Genomic DNA, 19,379 nt, shown 5'->3' with positions numbered 1-19,379 from the left:
CACTCCCGCGAACACACCGGTACAGCGTTCCTCGTAGGGTTCGCGGCACCACCCCGGCCGATTCCAATGCTTCCCATCCGGTCTCCAGCAACAACCGCTGCTGCGGGTCCACCGCCAATGCCTCCCGCGGTGACAAACCGAAGAATCCCGCGTCGAATAAATCCGCATCCAGCAAGAATCCGCCGCCGCGGCAGTACGACCGCCCCGGCCGTCCGGCGTCACTGTCGAACAACGTCCCCAGATCCCAGCCCCGATTCACCGGAAAATCCGATACCGCGTCCGCACCCCGAGACACCAAGTCCCACAGTCCCGCGGCGTCGGCCACCCCACCCGGATAACGACAACCCACACCCACCACGGCGATCGGCTCGCGCATGGATTCCTCGACCGCCGCCAACTGCTTGCGTGCCTGGTGAGAATCCGCGATCGCTCGCTTGAGGTATTCGCGCAGCTTCGCCTGGTCGGCCATCGGTCATTGCCTTTCACATCACGTCGAAAGAAACGAGCAGGTGTGTCGGTGAAATTCAGTCGAGCTCGTCGACGAGCGCGTAGAGCTCGTCGTCGGTCGCCGAATCGAGATCGCCATCGAAATCGGTGTCGGCGGTGACCATGCCCAGCAGTTCGCGCAGCCGGGTCGCGATGACCGCCGCGTCGCTGGTCGAGGTATCGGTGAGGGCGGCGGTGATGGACGGCCGCAGTTTGTCGATCAGTTCCAGCACCGGCACTTCCGGCGTTTCCGTGTCGAATCCGAGCTGCCCGAGCAGATGCTCGGCCAGCGCCGCCGGGTTGGCGTGATCGAAAATCAGTGTCGCGGGCAGGGATACACCCAGCGCCTTGCCGAGTTCGTTGCGCAGCTCGACGGCCATGAGCGAGTCGAAACCGAGCTCCTGGAACGGCCGGTCCCGGGTGACCATCGTGTCGTCACCGTGGCCGAGTACCGCCGCAGCCCGCGACCGCACGAATTCGACGAGCGTCTGGGTCCGGGCGTCGGGTTCGAGCCCGGCGAGCCGGCGCGGCAGATCCGCTTCGGCTGTCGAGGCGGCGACGCGGCGCACCCGGGTACGGACCAGCTCGCGCAAGGGCGCGGGCACACCGGATTCGTTGGCGCGCAATGCGTCCTGATCGAGCCGTGTCACCGCGAGCACCGGCTCCCCCGTCCGCACGGCGGCGTCGAACAGTTCCAGCGCCTCGGCCGGATCCAGCGGCAGCAGCCCCGAGCGGGCCAGCCGCCGCAGATCCACATCGGCCAGGTGGCCGCTCAGCTCACTGGTCCCGGTCCACAGGCCCCACGCCAGCGAGGTCGCGGGCAGACCCAGCCCGTGCCGGTACTCGGCAAGGCCGTCGAGATAGGCGTTGGCGGCGGCGTAATTCGCCTGACCCGCCGTGCCGAGCAGTCCGGCGACCGAGGAATACAGCACGAACGCCGCCGGGGAGTGGTCGAGGGTGAGCTCGTGCAGATTCCATGCCGCGTCGAGCTTCGGCCGCAGCACCCGGTCGAGCTGATCACGGGTCATGGCCGTGACGACGCCGTCGTCGGTGACACCGGCGGTGTGCACGACCGCGCCGATCCGGCGATCGCCGATCGCGGCCGCCAGCGCGTCACGGTCGGCGGCATCGGCGGCCGCGACGGCGACCCGCGCGCCCGATGCGGTGAGTTCGGAGATCAATTCGGCCGCGCCCGGTGCCCCGTCGCCGCGCCGGCTGATCAGCAGCAGATCCCGCGCTCCATGTCGAGTGACCAGATGACGGGCCAGCAGCGCACCCAATGCGCCGGTGCCACCGGTGATCAGGACCGTGCCGCTGGTCCAGTCCGGCGCCGGTCCGGCTACCTGCCGCACCCGTTCGAGCCGGGCGGCGACCACGTGACCGTCGCGGATGGCGACGTGCGGTTCACCGGATCGCGCGGCGGAATCCACGAGCTCACGCGAACGCTCGGAGCCATCGATTTCGACGACGGTGATCCGCCCCGGATTCTCCGCCGCCGCCGACCGCACGAGCCCGCGGACACCGGCCTGACCCAGCTCCCCTGCCGCGGTGACGATGGCCAGCCGCTGCCCCTTGGACCGTGCCAGCCAGTCGCGGACGGTTTCCAAGGTCGCGCCGAGCACCGCTTTCGGCCCACCGGTCGGCGCCTCGATGACCTGCACGCCGACACTGTCGCGGTCGGTCGGCACCGGCCGCCAGCGCGGGACGAGCAGCCCGTCGACCTCGGTGCCCGCGGTGGCCGCGGACCTCGGGCGCAGTACCAGCGATTCCACCGTGACGACCGGGGATCCGGCCGGGTCGTCGGCCTGCAATGACACCCGCAGCGAATCGGTGCCCGCCTCGTCGATGCCGATCCGCACTCGCAGCGCGGTCGCACCGGTGGCGTGGACGCGCACACCGCTCCAGGCGAAAGGCAGCCAGGATTGCGCACTGTCGTCGGCGACCCCGGGCAGCAGCGCGTGCAGGGCCGCGTCGAGCAGCGCCGGATGCAGGTCCACGCGGTCGTTGTGCCTCGGCTCGGGGAGCTCGACCTCGACGACCACCGCGTCGTCGTCGCGGCGCACCCGCCGCAATCCCTGGAACGCGGGCCCGTAGTGGTAGCCGAACTCGTGGAGCCGCTGGTAGACGCCGCTGAGGTCGATCTCCGAATCGGCGATCGCGGCGATCCGCGCACCGGTGCGCTCCTCGCCTGCGGGAACCACGAAACCGGTCGCGTGCGTGACCCATTCGCCATCGTGGGTGCGGCGCGAATGAACCTCTGCGGGTCGGCGTCCCTGGTCGTCGGGCAGGCCGATCCCGACCTGCACGGTGACCCCGCCGGAGGGCAGCGTGAGCGGTGCGCCGATGGTCAGCTCCGCCAGCTCGTCGCAGCCGACCTGGCTCGCCGCGTGCAGGACCATATCGACGAGCGCGGTGCCCGCCAGCACGGCCACACCGTCGATGGCGTGATCGGCCAGCCACGGCAGCGACTCGACGCCCAACCGGGCGGTGAAACGGATCTCGTCGCGGTTCGCGATCGGGACGGCCGCGCCGAGCAGTTCGTGTTCGACGGCGCCGAGGCCGAGACCCGCGATATTCGTTGCCCGACCGGATGCTTCGAGCCAATACCGCTTGCCCCGGAAGGGATAGGTGGGCAGCGCCACCCGGCGGGCGCCGGGGTAGATGGCGTCCCAGTTCACTCGGTGACCACGCATTCCGACGGTCGCGAGCGCTGTCATGAGGGTCCGCCGCTCGGACCTGCCGCCGCGCAGCACGGGTGCGGCGACTCCGTCGGCCGCGGTGAGCGTCTGCTGCGTGAGCGCCGAAAGCACCCCGTCCGGGCCGATCTCGATGAAGTCGGTGACGCCGGCACGTTCCAGCCACTTGATGCCGTCGAGGAATCGGACCGGTCGGCGAATGTGCCGCACCCAGTATCCGGGGTCGGTCAGGTCCGCCGCGTCGGCCAGCTCGCCGGACACGTTGGACACCAACGGGATTGCCGGTGGGTGGAATCGCAGATCCGCGATGGCGGCGTGGAATTCGCCGAGGACATCGTCCATGTGCGGTGAGTGGAACGCATGGCTGACCGGAAGTTGCCGCACCTTGCGGCCACGCTCGCGCCACTCGGCGGCAACCGCGGTCGCGGCGTCGGCGTCGCCGGAGAGCACGGTCGAGCGCGGACCGTTCACCGCGGCGATCACTACGGCGTCGCCGTACCCGGCCAGCGTCTGGTCGAGCTCGGCCTCGGTGGCCTCGACAGCGATCATCACCCCGTGCGATCGGGCGGCCTGCATGAGCCGTCCCCGCGTGGCGACCAGCGCGGCGGCATCGGCCAGGTCGAAGACACCGGCGGCGTGCGCGGCGGCGACCTCCCCGATCGAGTGACCGGTCAGGTAGTCCGGGCGCACGCCGTAACTTTCGACCGTCCGGTAGAGCGCCGTTTCGACGGCGAACAGTGCGGCTTGGGCGAAATGGGTCTGGTCGAGCAGCGCCGAGTCCGCGGAGTCGACCGGAGCGAACATCACCTCGCGCAACGGGCGGACCAGCCCGGGGTCCAGATGCGCGCAGACCGCGTCGAAGGCTTCGGCGAAAGTCCGTGAGGTGTTGTACAACTCGCGGCCCATCCCGAGCCGCTGGCTGCCCTGGCCGGTGAACAAGAAGCCCAATTTGGTGCGCGATCCGCGCCGAGCCCGCACCACCGCGGTATTCGGCCGGTCGTGGGCCAGATCGTCGAGTGCCTGGGCGAGCTCGGCGCGGTCACCGGTGAACGCGGCGCGCACGTCGTGGCGGGTCCGTCCGGTCGCCAGGGTGAATCCGATATCGGCGGGGGCGGCGCCGGTTTCGTTTAGGTGGTCGCGCAGCCGTGCGGCCGTCTCGCGCAGGGCGGAGTCGTCCTTGGCCGACAGAATCCAGGGCACCGGTTGGTCGGGGGTGTCGGCGTTCGCGGGCTGCGGGAGTGGCTGTTCGATGATGACGTGGGCGTTGGTGCCGCTCACGCCGAAGGAGGACACTCCGGCTCGCCGCGGTGCGCCGGTGTCGGGCCACTGGCGCTGCTCGGTCAGCAGCTCCACCGCACCCGCCGACCAATCCACTTCCGGCGAGGGCACTTCGGCGTGCAAGGTCTTCGGCAGAATGCCGCGCCGCATGGCTTCGATCATCTTGATCACGCCACCGACACCGGCCGCCGCCTGCGAGTGCCCGATATTCGATTTCAACGACCCCAGCCACAACGGCCGCTCCGCCGGCCGGTCGCTTCCATAGGTCGCCAGCAATGCCCGGGCCTCGATCGGATCCCCCAACCGGGTGCCCGTCCCGTGTCCTTCCACGACATCGACATCGGCGGCCGACAGCGCCGCGTCGGCCAGCGCCGCCCGGATCACTCGCTCTTGCGCCGGACCCGACGGCGCGGTCAGACCGTTGGACGCGCCGTCCTGGTTCACCGCCGTACCCCGCAGCACCGCCAGGACTTCCCGCCCGGCCGACTTCGCATCCGAGAGTCGTTGCAGCACCAGCAAACCCGCGCCCTCCGACCATCCGGTGCCGTCGGCCGCCGCGGCGAACGCCTTGCAGCGGCCATCGGACGACAGGCCGCGCTGACGCGAGAACTCGACGAAGGTGTTCGGGGTGGACATCACGGTCACACCACCGGCCAAGGCGAGATCGCATTCGCCCCGGCGCAGGGACTGCGCCGCCAGATGCAGGGCGACCAGCGACGACGAGCAGGCGGTGTCCACCGTGATCGCCGGCCCTTCGAAACCGAAGGTGTAGGACAGCCGTCCCGACACCACGCTGGAGAGGTTGCCCGCCAGCAGCAGGCCCTCGAACTCGCCCGCCGCGCCCTGCACGCGGACCGCGTAGTCATCGTACATGGCGCCGGTGAACACCCCGGTGCGGCTGCCCCGGATGTTCGCCGGGTCTATCGCGGCGTATTCCAGTGCCTCCCAGGCAGTTTCGAGCAGCAGTCGCTGCTGTGGGTCGATCGCGGTCGCTTCGCGCGGGGAGATTCCGAAGAACTCCGCGTCGAACAGGTCGGCGTCGTGCAGGAAGCCGCCGTGCTTGGTCGACGAGCTGCCCGGTCGTTGCGCGTGCGGGTCATAGAGCTCGTCGATGTTCCAGCCGCGGTTGACCGGGAACTCGCTGATGGCGTCGACGCCGTCGGCGACCAGCCGCCACAGCTGCTCGGGACTGCGTACCCCGCCGGGATAGCGGCAGGCCATGCCGACGATCACGATCGGGTCGTCGTCGACGGTCGTGGTCGTCGCCGCCACGGTGGCCGCGCGCTGCTGCGGTCGCAGGAGGCTGCCGAGGTGGCCGGCCAGCGCCGTCGGCGATGGATGGTCGAAGACGATGGTCGCGGGCAGCGCGAAGCCGGTATCGGCGCCGAGGCGGTTGCGCAGCTCCAGACCGGCCAGTGAGTCGAACCCGAGTTCCCGGAACGCGGTGTCGGCGTCGAGGTCGGCGGTGGAGGCGTGGCCGAGCACGGCCGCGCTCGCCTGCAACACGTAATCCAGGATCGCGTCGGCGCGCTCGCCGTCCTCGAGTGCGGCGATGCGATCGGCCCACGTGCCTTCGGCGCTCCGGCTCGCCCGGCGTGCCGCAGCACGCAGGACGACCGGAGCCGCCGAGGCGGGCACACCGGAATCGATGGTCGCCGCGACGACGACCGCATCCGGGCTGCCCAGGGCCGCGTCGAACAGCGCCAGCCCTTGGTCGATGGTCAGCGGCGGGGCACCGATGCGTTTCCAGCGTTCGATATCGGCGGCGGCCAGGCCCGCCCCCATTCCGACGGCGGTATCCCACAACCCCCACGCCAGGGCGCGGGCGGGCAGACCGAGTGCGGTCCGGTGCGCGGCGAGCCCGTCGAGGTAGGCGTTGGCGGCGGCGTAGTTGCCCTGCCCGGCCATGCCGACGGTGCCCGACAGCGAGGAGAACAGGATGAACGCGTCGAGGTCCAGGTCCGCCGTCGCCTCGTGCAGATGCCAGGCGGCGTCGACCTTCGGGCGCAGCACGGCGTGAATCTGTTCCGCGCCGAGCGAATCGATCATCGCGTCGGCGAGTGTGCCTGCGGCATGGATCACCGCGCGCAATGGCCGGTCGGACGGGATCGCCGCGAGCACCTCGGCCACCGCCGCCGGATCCGCCATATCCGCCGCGAGCACGTCGGCGGTCGCCCCGGCCGCGCGCAGGTCGGCGATCAGGTCCTCGACCCCGGGCGTCGCGGGACCGCGGCGGCTGACCAGCATCAGGTGCCGTATCCGGTGTTCGGCGGCCAGGTGCCGGGCGAACAGCGCGCCGAGTCCGCCGGTGCCTCCGGTGATCAGCACCGTGCCGTCGGATCGCACCGATTCTTCCGCGAATTCCGTTGTCCGCGTGGCCAGCCGGGGAATGTGCAGTGCGCCGTCGCGGACGGCGAGCTGGCTTTCGCCGGTGGCCGCGGCGATGCGCGGCCAGTCGCCGATCTCGGTCTCGGCAGGGATGTCGAGCACCAGGATCCGTCCGGGATTCTCGGTGGCGGCGACCCGTCCGAGTCCCCACACCGCGGCACCGGCGAGGTCGGTGACCTGCTCTGTGCTGGTGGTGGCGACCGCACCGCGCGTGATCAGCAGCAGCGCCGACCCGGCGGGCCGTTCCTGCGCGAGCCAGCGCTGGATCGATTCGGTCGCGTGCACCGTCGCCGCGTGCACCTGTTCCGGGGTGTGGCCGGGCTCGAGCACGACGGCGACGACATCGGTGTCGGTCGTCCCCGGATCGCCGATGGCGACGCTGCGATCCTCCGCCCGCCCGACGGTATCCGGCAACGGCTGCCAGGCCACGGCGTACAGCGGCGGCCGGGCGACGAAGCCGGTGGTGGCCGTCGGCCGGAAGTCGAGTGTCCCGACCGTGGCGACCTGCTCGGCATCGTCGGTCGCGACCGTGAGCTCGACCGAGGCCGGGCCGGTCCGGGTCAGCCGGGCACGCAACGCGCGGGCGCCCGAATGGAATGCGCGCACAGCGGAAAACGCGTACGGCAACAGCATCTCGCCGGGGTTCGCCCCGCTGACGAGGTCGAGTACCAGCGGATGCAGGACGGCGTCGAGCAGGGCGGGGTGGATCCCGTAGCGCCCGGCATCATCGAAGCCGTCGGGCAGGCGGACCTCGGCGAACAGTTCGTCCTCGCGCCGCCAGACGCGGGTCAGGCAACGGAACGCCGCACCGTACTGGTAACCGCGCTGGGCGAGTTCGTCATAGGCGCGCTCGATCGGCTGCTCGACGGCATCCGGCGGCGGCCACGCACCGTCGAGGACGCGCGCGGGCGGTGCCTCGGCGTCGAGGAAACCGGAGGCGTGCCGGGACCAGTCCCCGTCGTCGGCGGACCGGGCGTGGACCGTGAAGGCCCGCCGCCCGGAGGCATCGGCGGCCTCGGCGATCAGTTGCACGTCGACGGCTCCGTCGAACGGAAGCGCGGCTTCCACCACCACTTCCGACACCTGATCGGCCCCGAGCCGATCGGCGGCGGTGATCGCGAGATCGACGAACGCGGTCGCGGGCACGATCGCCGACCCGGCGATGGCGTGATCGCGCAACCAGCCGTGCTCGGCGGCGGTCAGCCGGCCGCTGAACAACACCTCGTCTCGATCGGCGCGGTCCACCCGGGTCGTCAGGATCGGATGTCCCTCGACGCGTTCGGTGGCGCCGCGCAGCCAGTAGCTGCTGCGCTGGAACGCATAGGTCGGCAATTCGACGGGAGCCGTGGGAGATTCGAGCAGTACGGTCAAGTCGGCGGACGCTCCGTGCACGTGCGCGGTGGCGATACCGGCCACGAAGGTCTCGTCCTCGGCACGTCCGGCGCGCAGCAGGGGAACCGCGACCGAGGCCGGTGCTTCGAAGGATTCCCGCGCCATGGCGGTGAGCACCGCGTCCGGTCCGATCTCGACGAACACCCGGACGTCCTCGCGTTCGAGGTGGCGGACGGTGTCGAGGAACCGCACGGTGCCGCGCAACTGGCGCACCCAGTGCTCGGGTGAGGTCACCGTGGCGCTGCCGGGCGCCAGCGAGGAGACCAATGGAATCGCCGGTTCGCTGAACGAGACCGATTCGGCGATCCGCCGGAATTCGTCCAGGGCGTCGTCCATGTGCGCCGAGTGGAACGCGTGGCTGACCCGCAGGGTGTGGGTCCGATGGCCCGCACGCCGCCACTCGTCCGCGACGGCCGTCACGGCATCGGTGTCACCGGAGATCACGACCGAGGTGGGTCCGTTCACCGCCGCGATATCGACCGCGCGGCCGGCGATGGACTCGGCCACCTCGTCGGCGGGCGCGCCGATCGCGATCATCGACCCGCCCGCCCTGGCCGCCTGCATGAGCCGGCCGCGGGCGGCGACCAGCTTCGCAGCATCGGCCGATCCGATGACGCCGCCGACGTGCGCCGCTGCGAGTTCACCGATCGAATGACCCGCGACGACATCCGGAACCAGGCCGACATGCCGGCACAGCGCGGCCAGCGCGACCTCCACCGCGAACAGGGCGGGTTGGGTGTACTCGGTGCGGTCGAGCGCTTCGGCGTCACCGAGCACGACATCGCGCAGCGGCAACGGCAGCCACGGTTCGAACGCCGCGCAGACCTCGTCGAACGCGGCCGCGAACACCGCGGAACGCTCATACAGCTGCTGTCCCATACCGATTCGCTGAGCACCTTGCCCGGTGAACAGGAACGCGGTGCGAGCCTGCCGGGCAGCTCGTCCCGATACCAGTTGTGGCGCGTCGACCCCGTCGCGCAGCGCGGCCAAGCCGGCGTGCAACTCCGCGTGGGTACGCCCGAGCACGACGGCACGCTCGGGCAGCAGCGCCCGCGTCCGCACCAGCGAGTGCGCGACCGTGCCGACCGGCGTATCCGGCCGGGCGGCAGCGAATTCCGCCAGCCTGCCCGCCTGGGCACGCAGGGCGTTGCGATCGCGGCCGGACAGCAACCACGGCACCGGCCACGCGGTGCCGGACGGCTCGGTCGCGGTCGCGGGTACTTCCTGCTCGGCTTCTTCGAGAACCAGATGCGCGTTGGTCCCGCTGATCCCGAACGAGGACACCCCGGCGCGGCGCGGACGGTCACCACGCGGCCATGCACGCTCCTGCGCCAGCAACTCCACGGTGCCCGCCGACCAGTCGACATGCGGGGTGGGCGCGTCGACGTGCAATGTCCTTGGCAACAGGCCGTGTCGCATGGCCTGCACCATCTTGATCACGCCTCCGACACCGGCCGCCGCCTGCGTGTGCCCGATATTCGACTTCAGCGACCCGAGATACAGCGGTGTGCCCGCGTCGCGGTGCGCACCGTAGGTCGCGAGGATGGCGTCGGCCTCGATGGGATCGCCGAGCGCGGTACCGGTGCCGTGGGCCTCCACCGCGTCGACCACACCGGGGGCCAGGTCCGCATCGGCGAGCGCCGCACCGATGACCCGTTGCTGCGCGGGACCGTTCGGCGCGGTCAAGCCGTTGGACGCACCGTCCTGATTGATGGCGGTGCCGCGGATCAGCGCCAGCACGCGGTGTCCGTTGCGGCGGGCGTCGGAGAGTCGTTCGAGCACCAGCACACCGACGCCTTCTGCCCACGCCGTCCCGTCGGCGGCCGCGGCGAACGGCTTGCAGCGCCCATCGGGCGCGAGCCCGCGCTGGCGCGAGAACTCCACGAACATCCCGGGGTTGGCCATCACGGCAACGCCACCGGCCAGAGCCAGCGTCGACTCCCCCGCGCGCAGTGACCGCACCGCGAGGTGAATGGCGACCAGCGACGACGAGCACGCGGTGTCCACCGTCAACGCCGGCCCGAGCAGCCCCAGCTGGTAGGCGATGCGTCCGGACATCACGCTGGGCGCGGTGCCGGTCAGCACATACCCCTCCGTGCCGGCCGAGGGCGCGTGCATGCGCGGCCCGTAGTCGGAAGTGGTGGCGCCGACGAACACCCCGGTCCGCGTCCCGGTCAGCGACTGCGGGTCAATGCTCGCGTGTTCGATTGCCTCCCACGATGTTTCGAGCAGCAGCCGCTGTTGCGGGTCCATGGCGAGCGCTTCGCGCGGCGAGATGCCGAACAGCGCCGCGTCGAACCGGCCGACGTCCTCGAGGAAGCCGCCGCGCCGGACGTAGCTGGCGCCGGCCCGATCCGGTGACGCGTCGAACAACACGTCGTCCCAACCGCGGTCGGTGGGGAACTCGGTGATGGCGTCGACGCCGTTGGTCACCACCCGCCACAGTTCGTCGGGTCCGGTGACACCACCGGGGTATCGGCAAGCCATACCGACGATGGCGATCGGATCGTCGGCAACCGCCGCGACGACCTCGGGCCGCTCGCCGCCGGGTGCCGCCCCGGTCAGCTTGCCTTCCAGGTACTCGATCAGTGCCGCGGGGGTCGGGTAGTCGAACAACAGCCCGCCCGGCAGGGACAGGCCGGTGGCGCGAACGAGCGCCTTGCGCAGCTCCACCCCGAGCAGCGAATCGAATCCCAGGTCGCGGAAGCGGGCGTGCGTGTCGACTCGTTCCGAACCGTCGAAACCGAGGACGGCCCGGACGTGGCCGGTCACCAGCGCGGCGACATCGATGGCCGCCACAGCGGGGGCCGGATCATCGGCGGACGCAGGCACCGCGAACGGCTCGCGGCCGTCTCCGCCGACGTCATGCGTCGCCTGGCGATCGAGGCGCTCACCCTCGTCCGTGCGCCGAGGACCGTGGCCGCTTCCGGCCGGACCCGCAGCCAGGGGGTACCGGCGGCGCTGGAACGGATACGTCGGCAGGTCCACGGTTCGGGCGTTCGCACCGGAAAACAGTGCGGGCCAATCGACCAGCACGCCCCGCACATGCAGGTGCGCGGCGGCCGCCACGAGGGTGTCGGGCTCGGCCCGCTCCTGCCGCAACGCAGGCACAGCGGTCATCCGCTCCGGGTGGACCACCGCGTCGGCGATCATCGCCGAGCACACCCCGTCCGGTCCGAGTTCGAGAACCTTTGTGACGCCGTCCGTTTCCAGCGCCCGGACCGCGTCGAGGAACCGGACCGGCCGCCGGATGTGCTCGACCCAGTAGTCGGCCGAGGCCCACTCCGCCGCCGCGCCGCCGGTCACCGAGGACACCGCCCGCAGGCGGGGCTGCTCGAAGCGCAGGGCTCGTACCACCGCGGCGAACTCGTCGAGCATCGGGGCCATCAGCGGGGAGTGGAAGGCGTGGGAAACCCGCAGCCGCTTGACTTTTCGTCCCCATTCGGCGACCCGCGCGGCGATGTCCAGCGCTCCCGCCTCCTGCCCCGCGACCACGACCGCGCGCGGCCCGTTGATCGCGGCGATCCCGAGATCGGGCGTCCCGGCCAGCAGTGGCGCGATCTCGGCCTCGGTGGCTTCGAGCGCGATCATCGCGCCGCCGCTGGGCAGCGCCTGCATGAGCCGACCGCGCGCCGCCACCAGCGTGGCCGCGTCCGCGCGCGAGAGCACACCGGCCACGTGCGCCGCGGCGATCTCACCGATGGAGTGGCCCGCGACGAATTCCGGTGTGATACCCCATGATTGCACCAGCCGATACAGCGCCACCTGCAGCGCGAACAACGCGGGCTGGGCGTAGCCGGTCTGATCGAGACCGTCGCCCGTGGCGATGACGGTGCGCAGCGGCCGGTCGAGAGTCGGGTCGAGATGCGCCACGACGGCATCGAACTCCTCCGCGAAGACGGGGAATTCGCGGTACAGCTGCATACCCATAGCGGTCCGCTGGCTGCCTTGGCCGGAGAACACCACCGCCAGCTCTCCCGGTTCGACCGCGCCGGTGCTGACCTGTGCGGACGGCGATCCGTCCGCCAGTGCCGCCAGTGCGCGGCGCAACGCCGGGCCGTCGGCCGCGGTGACAACGGCGCGGTGATCGAAGTTCGTCCTGGTGCGCGCCAGTGACCATCCCACATCGGCGGGTTCGTGCTCGACGGCCACGTCCTGCAACCGTTTCGCCTGGCTCGCCAACGCTTCCGGAGTGCGCGCCGAGAGCACCCATGGCACAACCGCTAGGGGGCGGCGCGGCTCGCGCGGCGCCGCAACCTCCGGGCCCGCACCGACGACGACGTGACAGTTCGTGCCGCCCATCCCGAATGAGCTCACCCCGGCGACGAGCGGCGCGTCAGCATCCGGCCATGCCGAAAGCCGGGTCTGGACAGCGAGATTGAGCTGATCGAGCGGTATGGCCGGGTTTGCCATCGAGAAGTTCAGGCTGGGTGGCAGCTGCCGGTGCCGGAGGCAGAGCAGCACTTTGAGCAGACCGGCCAGCCCCGCCGCGCCTTCCAGATGCCCGATATTGGTCTTCACCGATCCGATCGGCAGCGGATGCGCCCGGCCCGCACCGAGCACCGCGCCGAGTGCGGCCGCTTCGATCGGGTCACCGACCGGCGTGCCGGTGCCGTGCGTTTCGACGTACTGGACCTGCTCGGCGGTCACCCCGGCACGCCGATACGCTTCCCGCAGGACCTGCTCCTGGGCGGCCTGCCCCGGTACCGTCAGCCCGTCGGTCGCACCGTCGTTGTTGACCGCGCTCCCCCGGATCACACCGTGAATGCGGTCACCGGCCGCCACCGCGGCGGCCAGCGGTTTGAGCAGCAGCACGACCCCGCCTTCACCGCGCACGAAACCGTCGGCGCGCGCGTCGAACGCGGCCGAGGTGCCGGTGGGCGAGAGGCCGCCGAATCGTTCGGTTGCCACCGCGGCGGCCGCGGACAGGTGCAGGTTCACACCCGCCACCAGCGCTGCGGACGCCTCGCCCGCGCACAGACTCTGGCACGCCAGGTGCACGGCCACCAGGGCCGACGACTGCGCCGAATCAATGGTCAGACTCGGCCCGTGCAGCCCGAGGAAGTAGGAGATCCGATTGGCGATCACACCCCGGCTCACACCGGTCAGCGTGTGATGGGTGATCGCATCGTCGGACAGCGTCCCGAGCAGTGTCGCGTAGTCGTCGCGGTGGGTGCCCACGAAGACCGCGGCGTCGCTGCCGCGCAGGTCGTCGGGCAGGGTGCCGGCGTCTTCCAGTGCCTCCCAGGCGAGTTCGAGGACCAGTCGCTGCCGTGGATCCATCGCGGCGGCCTCGCGCGGGGAAATGCCGAAGAACGCGGCATCGAATCCCTCGACGTCGGCGAGAAACGCCCCCCGCCGCTCCGGCCGGTCCGCCGAGCCGGTGAACTCCATCCGGTTCTGCGGCCAGGAGGAGATGGCACTGGTTCCCGACCGCAACAGTTCCCAGAACGCTGCCGGGCTGTCGGCCTGCGGAAGGCGGCACGAGAATCCGATGACGGCGATTTCGGCATTGTCGGTTACAGGTGTCGAACTCAAAACAACTCTCCCCTTTGTCGCCACGGGATATGGTTGACACTCTCGCCGTCGAGGGCGTGACTTCAACGTAACCAAACATGTGGCACGACTCGGTAATTCGCTCAGCACGAGCGGGTAATCCATTGGTAATTACGGAGTTACAGGCGGTGGCCGAGGCTTCCGCGCACAACAAATACGCCGCGACCGTCCGGTACGCGGCGTATCGAATTGTTGGCCCCGATTACCTACCGATTATCGAGTCCGCGCCGGACGGCCGGTGACCCGCTCTCGGATCGCGGCCGTGATCGCATCGGCGTGCTGATTGACGAAGAAGTGCCCACCCGGGAACTGCCGCATCTCGAACGTGCCGCTCGTGTGCGACCGCCACTCCGAGACTTCCTCGACGGATGCCTTGGGATCGGCCTCTCCGGTGAAAGCTGTTATGCCACATCGCAATCTCGGGCCACCCGCCCACCGATAGCGTTCGATCGCGCGGTAGTCGCCGCGGAGGGCGGGCAGTATCATCGCCGCGATGTCGGGGTCGGTCAGCGCAGTCGATTCGGTCCCGCCGAGGCGGGCGACGTCGGCCAGCAGTTCCTCGTCACCGGCCAGGTAGGTCGTCTCGTTCCGGCTGGTACCGGGCCCGCGCCGCCCCGAGACGAACAGCTCGGTGAGCTCGACACCGGCAGCTTCCAATCGGGCCGCCACTTCGAACGCGAGGATCGCGCCCATGCTGTGCCCGAAGAATGCCGTGGGCCGATCGATCCACGGAATTACCGCCGAAGCAATGTGATCGGCGAGTTCGCCGATATCGTCGATGACGGTTTCGGTGCGGCGTTCCTGCCGTCCCGGGTATTGCACGGCGACCGCGTCGATTTCCGGTGCCAGCGCGTGCATCAAACGATGGAAATAGGTCGCGGATCCGCCGGCATACGGAAAACACACCAGCCGATCCGGGGCGTCGGGGGCTGGACCGAACTGGCGGATCCATTTGCGTTGATCCGGCCGTGCCGGTGTTTCGAATCGAAGGTTGTCCGCCATGCGAATCCCTTGCTCTGCTCGATCGGATTCCGCGCCGGGCGCCGCGCGAGTTCACCCACGCGGCGTCCGGCGGGAACCATCAGGACATCAGCCCGAGCTGCTTGGACATCTCGAAGTTGTCGTAGCTGATGCGCCACCAGCAGATCTTGCCGTCACGGAATTCGTAGGTATCCATGCCTTCCATATCGAACCGGCGGCCGGTTGCCGCGACCGGCGGCTCGGGGTGCTCCGGCGGCCAGCCCGAGATGCCACCGGAGAGGGTGCCGGACCCCCGCCACGGAATGACGATGCGGTTGCCGTCCAAGGCGATCAGTGGCGCGGCGGTCGCCTCGAATCGCATATCGGGAAACGCGGTGTAGGTAATCTCGGCGAAACGGCGAAAATCCTCGTGTCCCTTGCTGAACCGGCCGAACATGGCCGGGTCCTCCACGAGGATGTCCTCGGTGCACATCGACAGTTGCGTGTCGATGTCAGCGGAATTCACCGCCTGGTACCAGCGGCCCATCAGGTCGCCGATCTGCTCGGCGGCGGGCAGCGAGCCGCCCAGTTCGGCGCGTGCACGGTGGTAACGGTGGTCGAAGTACTCGATCTTCTCGAGCGATGTCATCGGATGCCTCCAGGTCGATCGGGTAGTTCGTCAGTCCGAGCCGCGCACGGCCAGGGCGTGGGTGAAGTGATTCGCCGGGTCCCACTTCGCCTTGATCTGCTGCAGCCGCGGGTAGGCGCTGCCGAAATACAGCTGATGCCACGGGATCGACGAACCGTTGAGCGCCGGGTCGAGCGGATCGGCGTCGGTGTAGTTGAGCACCGCACCGTCGTTGGCTCCGCCGAGGCCGGGAACACCGCCGGTCGAGGCGTACACGTCGCGGTACCAACGGCGGATCCAGGCCAGGTGGGCCGCGTCCTCCTCCGCCGTGGCCCACATCACCACGTACAGCATCTTGATCACCGAATCACGTTGCGGCACAGCGGTGTCCGTGGAACTGACGCTGTTGACCCGGCCACCGTATCCGGCGATCTCCACCAGGGTTGCGGGGTTGTCGTAGTCCGGGTCGGTGAGGTGGCGATACATCGCCCCCACCTGATCGGCGGGCATGGCGGTGCGCAGATACGCCGACTTGCCCTTGAACCGTCCCTTGCCTTCCCAGCCGTCGCCACCGAGTCCGGCCCATGCGGTCACGTGCGCGAGCCAGTCGACTCGCTGCCGCACATCGACGCGATAGGTCAGGCCGGTGCCGTCGGTGACCGCGGCGAGGAAATCGTCGAGCAGCTGCTCGGCATTCGGGGTCGCCGCGTCGATCTGCGAGGACATCAGGAACTCACCGGCGGAGATGTGCCGGGGCTTGAGCGCGCTGAACAGATTCAGATACGGCGAGTCGAGTCCGGAATGACGCTCGTGCCAGGCGGTGAAGTTGCCCAGCAGCGTGCCGAACGACTCCTCGCTCAGCTGGTCCCACGAGAAGGCGACCTCGGAAACGATCAATTCCCTCGGCGCAGCAGGCAACTGGTTCGCCGGGTCACTGCCCTCGGCGCCGGGCGACCGCAGCCAGAACTTGGTGACCAGCCCATAGGTGCCGCCACCGCCGCCGGTGTGCGCCCACCACAGATCCCGGTGCGGGTCGTCGGCCCGGCGGGTCGCCACCACCTTGCGCGCACGACCGTCCGCGTCGGCGACCACCACTTCGACGGCCTCCAGGTAGTCGACGAGGTGTCCGAGCTGCCGCGACAACGCGCCGTATCCGGCGTTGGTCAGCTGCCCGCCCAGGGCGACCGGCGGCCCGACGCCGGCGGGGACCGTGACCTGCCACCCTTCGTACAGCTTCCGGTACAGATCGGCGGTGGTGATGCCCGGCCCAACGGCGAAGGCCGACCGCTCCGGGTCGTAGTCCACCGATGTCATCTGCGAGGTGCTGATGATGACCTTGTTCTCGGGGTTGGCGATCAGATCCTCGTAGCAGGCGCCACTGCTGTGCAGCGAGAACCGCACGCCGCGGTCGAGCACGTGCTGCACCGACTCGACGGCTTCATCGGCCGTCTTGGGCAGCAGCACGTAATCCGGTGCGCCCACCCACCGGCCGTTGAAGCTCGCGCCGAGCACGCCGTATCTCGGGTCCTCCGGCGTTACCCGCTCGACATCGAAGGTTTCGATCATTGCTTCTCCTTCTGTCCGCTGCTTGTTGGTCAGGCGATCGCCGCCAAACGATGTCCACCCGCGTCCCGGATCTCGCGGCACACGTCCCGCAGGGCCGTGATGAGCTTCTCGATATCGGCCGCATCGATGTAGACCGACGGCTCGAAACGCAGTGTGTACACCGCGCTGGAGGTAGGAAATGTGCGAATGTTGTGCTCGCGCAACAGGAAACCGGACACGTAGTAGCCGAAGAAGCCACTTCCGTCGAGCTCCCGCAGCACTTCGGACGAGGAGTCGGCCTGGCCCACGAATTCCAGTCCGGCCATCAGGCCCCGTCCACGCACATCGGCGAGCACGGTCGGGAATTCCGCCTGCAACGAGCGCAGCGCGGTGAGCAGTTCGGTACCGCGCTGGGCGGCCAGGCGGTACACCTCGCCGTCATTCGCCTCGAGCATCGCCAGCACCTTTTCGGCGAGCAGGCACGAGAAGCTGTCCTTGGCGAAAGTCGAGCTGTGCATCATCTCGAAATCGCGCTGGTAACGCGACTCGCGCACCAGCATGACCGCGGCCTTGGCGATCCCGCCGCCGAGGCTCTTGGCCATGGCGTAGTAGTCGCCGCGCAAGCCCAGGTGGGTGCTCGACAGGAACGCGCCGGTGCGCCCCATTCCGCTCTGGATCTCGTCGATGACGACCGGGATGCCCAGGTCGGCCGCGACTCGGGCCACGTCTTTGGCGAAGTCGGACGGCAGTTCGTGAATTCCGCCCTCGCCGAGGATCGGTTCGAGCACCACCGCACAGAACACCGGGAACGGCCGATGGACCACCCGCAGCCGATCACCCTCGACCTGAAGGTCGTGCAGGTCGCGGCGCTCGGATGCGACCACCTCGTCGATCGCACCGGGTTCGTCCACGGGAACGAACCGCGCCTGGGCAGCCAACGCCGAGAACACCGCCCGATAGATCGGGTTGTAGGTGAGCTGGACACTGCCGGCGAGCTTGCCGTGGAACGAGCCGACCGGGGTGAGGAACAGCGGTGTGCTGTCGAACACCGCCTGGTTGTGCTCGTTCACTTCGGCCACGAGCGCGTCGATGCGCTCTTCCCGCACCGCACCGCTGTCGACCGACGCGCGCGCGGCGGCGACATTCGCCTCGATCTCGGCGCGCAACTCGGCGACCCGCGCGAATCGTTCCAGCTCAGCGTGTTTCATCGCCGCTTCGATGGCTTCGGCGCCGCTGTTGGCGAAGATCGCGTAATACGACTCGTCGGAGTCCAGTTCCCGTTGAATGATTCGGTTCAGTTGGGCCGCAACCCGATTAGCGTAGGGGTGGCGGGAGAACTGGGCGTGGATCGGCGTCTGCCCGGCCAGCAGTTCCCTGGCGTAGTCGATGAGTTCGGGGTTGGAGTGCCCGAGCAGGGTCGAGCCGTATCCGCCGACGAAGTCGAGCACCCCGACTTCCTGTCCGTCGCGGTGATAGTAGAGCGTGTTCGCCTCGCCCCGCGTGTATTCGACATCGAGCCCGGCCGTGGCCAGCACCCCACGCAGGTAGGGTTCGGCGTATTCCTGCTCGGTTCCGACCGTTGTCATCGGTTCTCGACCTCCTCGAGCCGAACCAGGTTCACGATTTCCGCCGCCACGGTTTCCGGCGCCTGCTGCGGCTGCCAGTGCGACGTCTTCTCCAGCGTCACCAGCCGATACGGTCCGGTGACGTATTCGGCGGTCTTCGTGACCGCGAGCTTGCTCACGGCCGTGTCGGTGACGCTCCACACGAACGTCGTCGGTACCGGCACCGGGCCGAATCCGAACGGCTCACCGAGCAGGTTGTTGGCGCGATACCAGTTCAGCGCCGCGTCGAGCACGCCAGGCTCGCTGTGCTTGGTCACGTACCGGCGCACCTGCTCCGGGGTGAGCACCCCCTCCCCCGCCTGCGCGAACCACGCCCACAGCTGAGCGGAATCGTCGGCGAGGAACTGCGCCGTCGCGCCCTCGGACATGAGGAATTCCACGTACTGGGAACTGTGCTGCTGCTCGGCGTCGACCCGGTACGCGTGCTGGTACGCGTCCAGATGCGGAATCGCCAGCGCGACCACACTGTGCACCCGGTCGGCGTGGCGCGCGCCCAGGTACCAGGCCACCGCCGCGCCCCAGTCGTGGCCGACCACGTGGGCGGACTCGACTTCCAGCGCGTCCAGGATCCCCAGCGCGTCACCGGCCAGCAGCGGCAGCGCGTAGTCGCTCACCCGCGTCGGGCGGGCATCGTCGGAGTAGCCACGCTGGTCCGGGGCGATGGTGCGCAGCCCGGCCTCGTGCAGGATCGGCGCGACATCGACCCAGGACGACCGGCTGTGTGGGAAGCCGTGCAACAGCAGTACCGCAGGGCCGTCGGCGGGTCCTTCGACATCGACGTCGAAGGTAAACTCGCCCAGGCGAATTCGTTCCAGCGACATCGGG

At 69.6% G+C, this 19,379-nt stretch carries 6 protein-coding genes and 1 pseudogene; all 7 read right to left on the bottom strand.

Annotation, left to right across the window (positions count from 1 at the left end; all coding sequences use genetic code 11):
• Positions 1–103: 103 nt before the first annotated feature.
• Positions 104–469, bottom strand: a pseudogene (locus ACWPXK_RS20545) (beta-ketoacyl synthase N-terminal-like domain-containing protein); the annotation flags it as partial.
• 55 nt (positions 470–524) lie between these two features.
• Positions 525–13,778, bottom strand: a complete 13,254-nt coding sequence (locus ACWPXK_RS20540; RefSeq protein WP_454197774.1) for an SDR family NAD(P)-dependent oxidoreductase — start codon at positions 13,776–13,778, stop codon at positions 525–527.
• 231 nt (positions 13,779–14,009) lie between these two features.
• Positions 14,010–14,798: a thioesterase II family protein gene (locus tag ACWPXK_RS20535; RefSeq protein ID WP_454197773.1), complete on the bottom strand. Its 789-nt coding sequence runs from the start codon at positions 14,796–14,798 to the stop codon at positions 14,010–14,012.
• 79 nt (positions 14,799–14,877) lie between these two features.
• A complete protein-coding gene (locus ACWPXK_RS20530; RefSeq protein ID WP_454197772.1) occupies positions 14,878–15,405 on the bottom strand; it encodes an ester cyclase in 528 nt (175 codons plus the stop codon).
• A gap of 30 nt (positions 15,406–15,435) precedes the next feature.
• A complete protein-coding gene (locus ACWPXK_RS20525; RefSeq protein WP_454197771.1) occupies positions 15,436–16,950 on the bottom strand; it encodes an FAD-binding oxidoreductase in 1,515 nt (504 codons plus the stop codon).
• 29 nt (positions 16,951–16,979) lie between these two features.
• Entirely contained in the window at positions 16,980–18,515 is a 1,536-nt protein-coding gene (locus ACWPXK_RS20520; protein ID WP_454197770.1) for an aspartate aminotransferase family protein, read from the bottom strand.
• Positions 18,512–19,375, bottom strand: coding sequence for an alpha/beta fold hydrolase (locus ACWPXK_RS20515; protein ID WP_454197769.1), 864 nt, complete (start codon positions 19,373–19,375; stop codon positions 18,512–18,514). Before ACWPXK_RS20515 ends, ACWPXK_RS20520 begins: the two co-directional genes overlap by 4 nt.
• Positions 19,376–19,379 lie beyond the last annotated feature (4 nt).

This window comes from Nocardia sp. Marseille-Q1738, assembly GCF_965283145.1.
The sequence above is the reverse complement of the archived record's forward strand: the minus strand, read 5'-3'. Positions and strand labels throughout refer to the sequence as shown.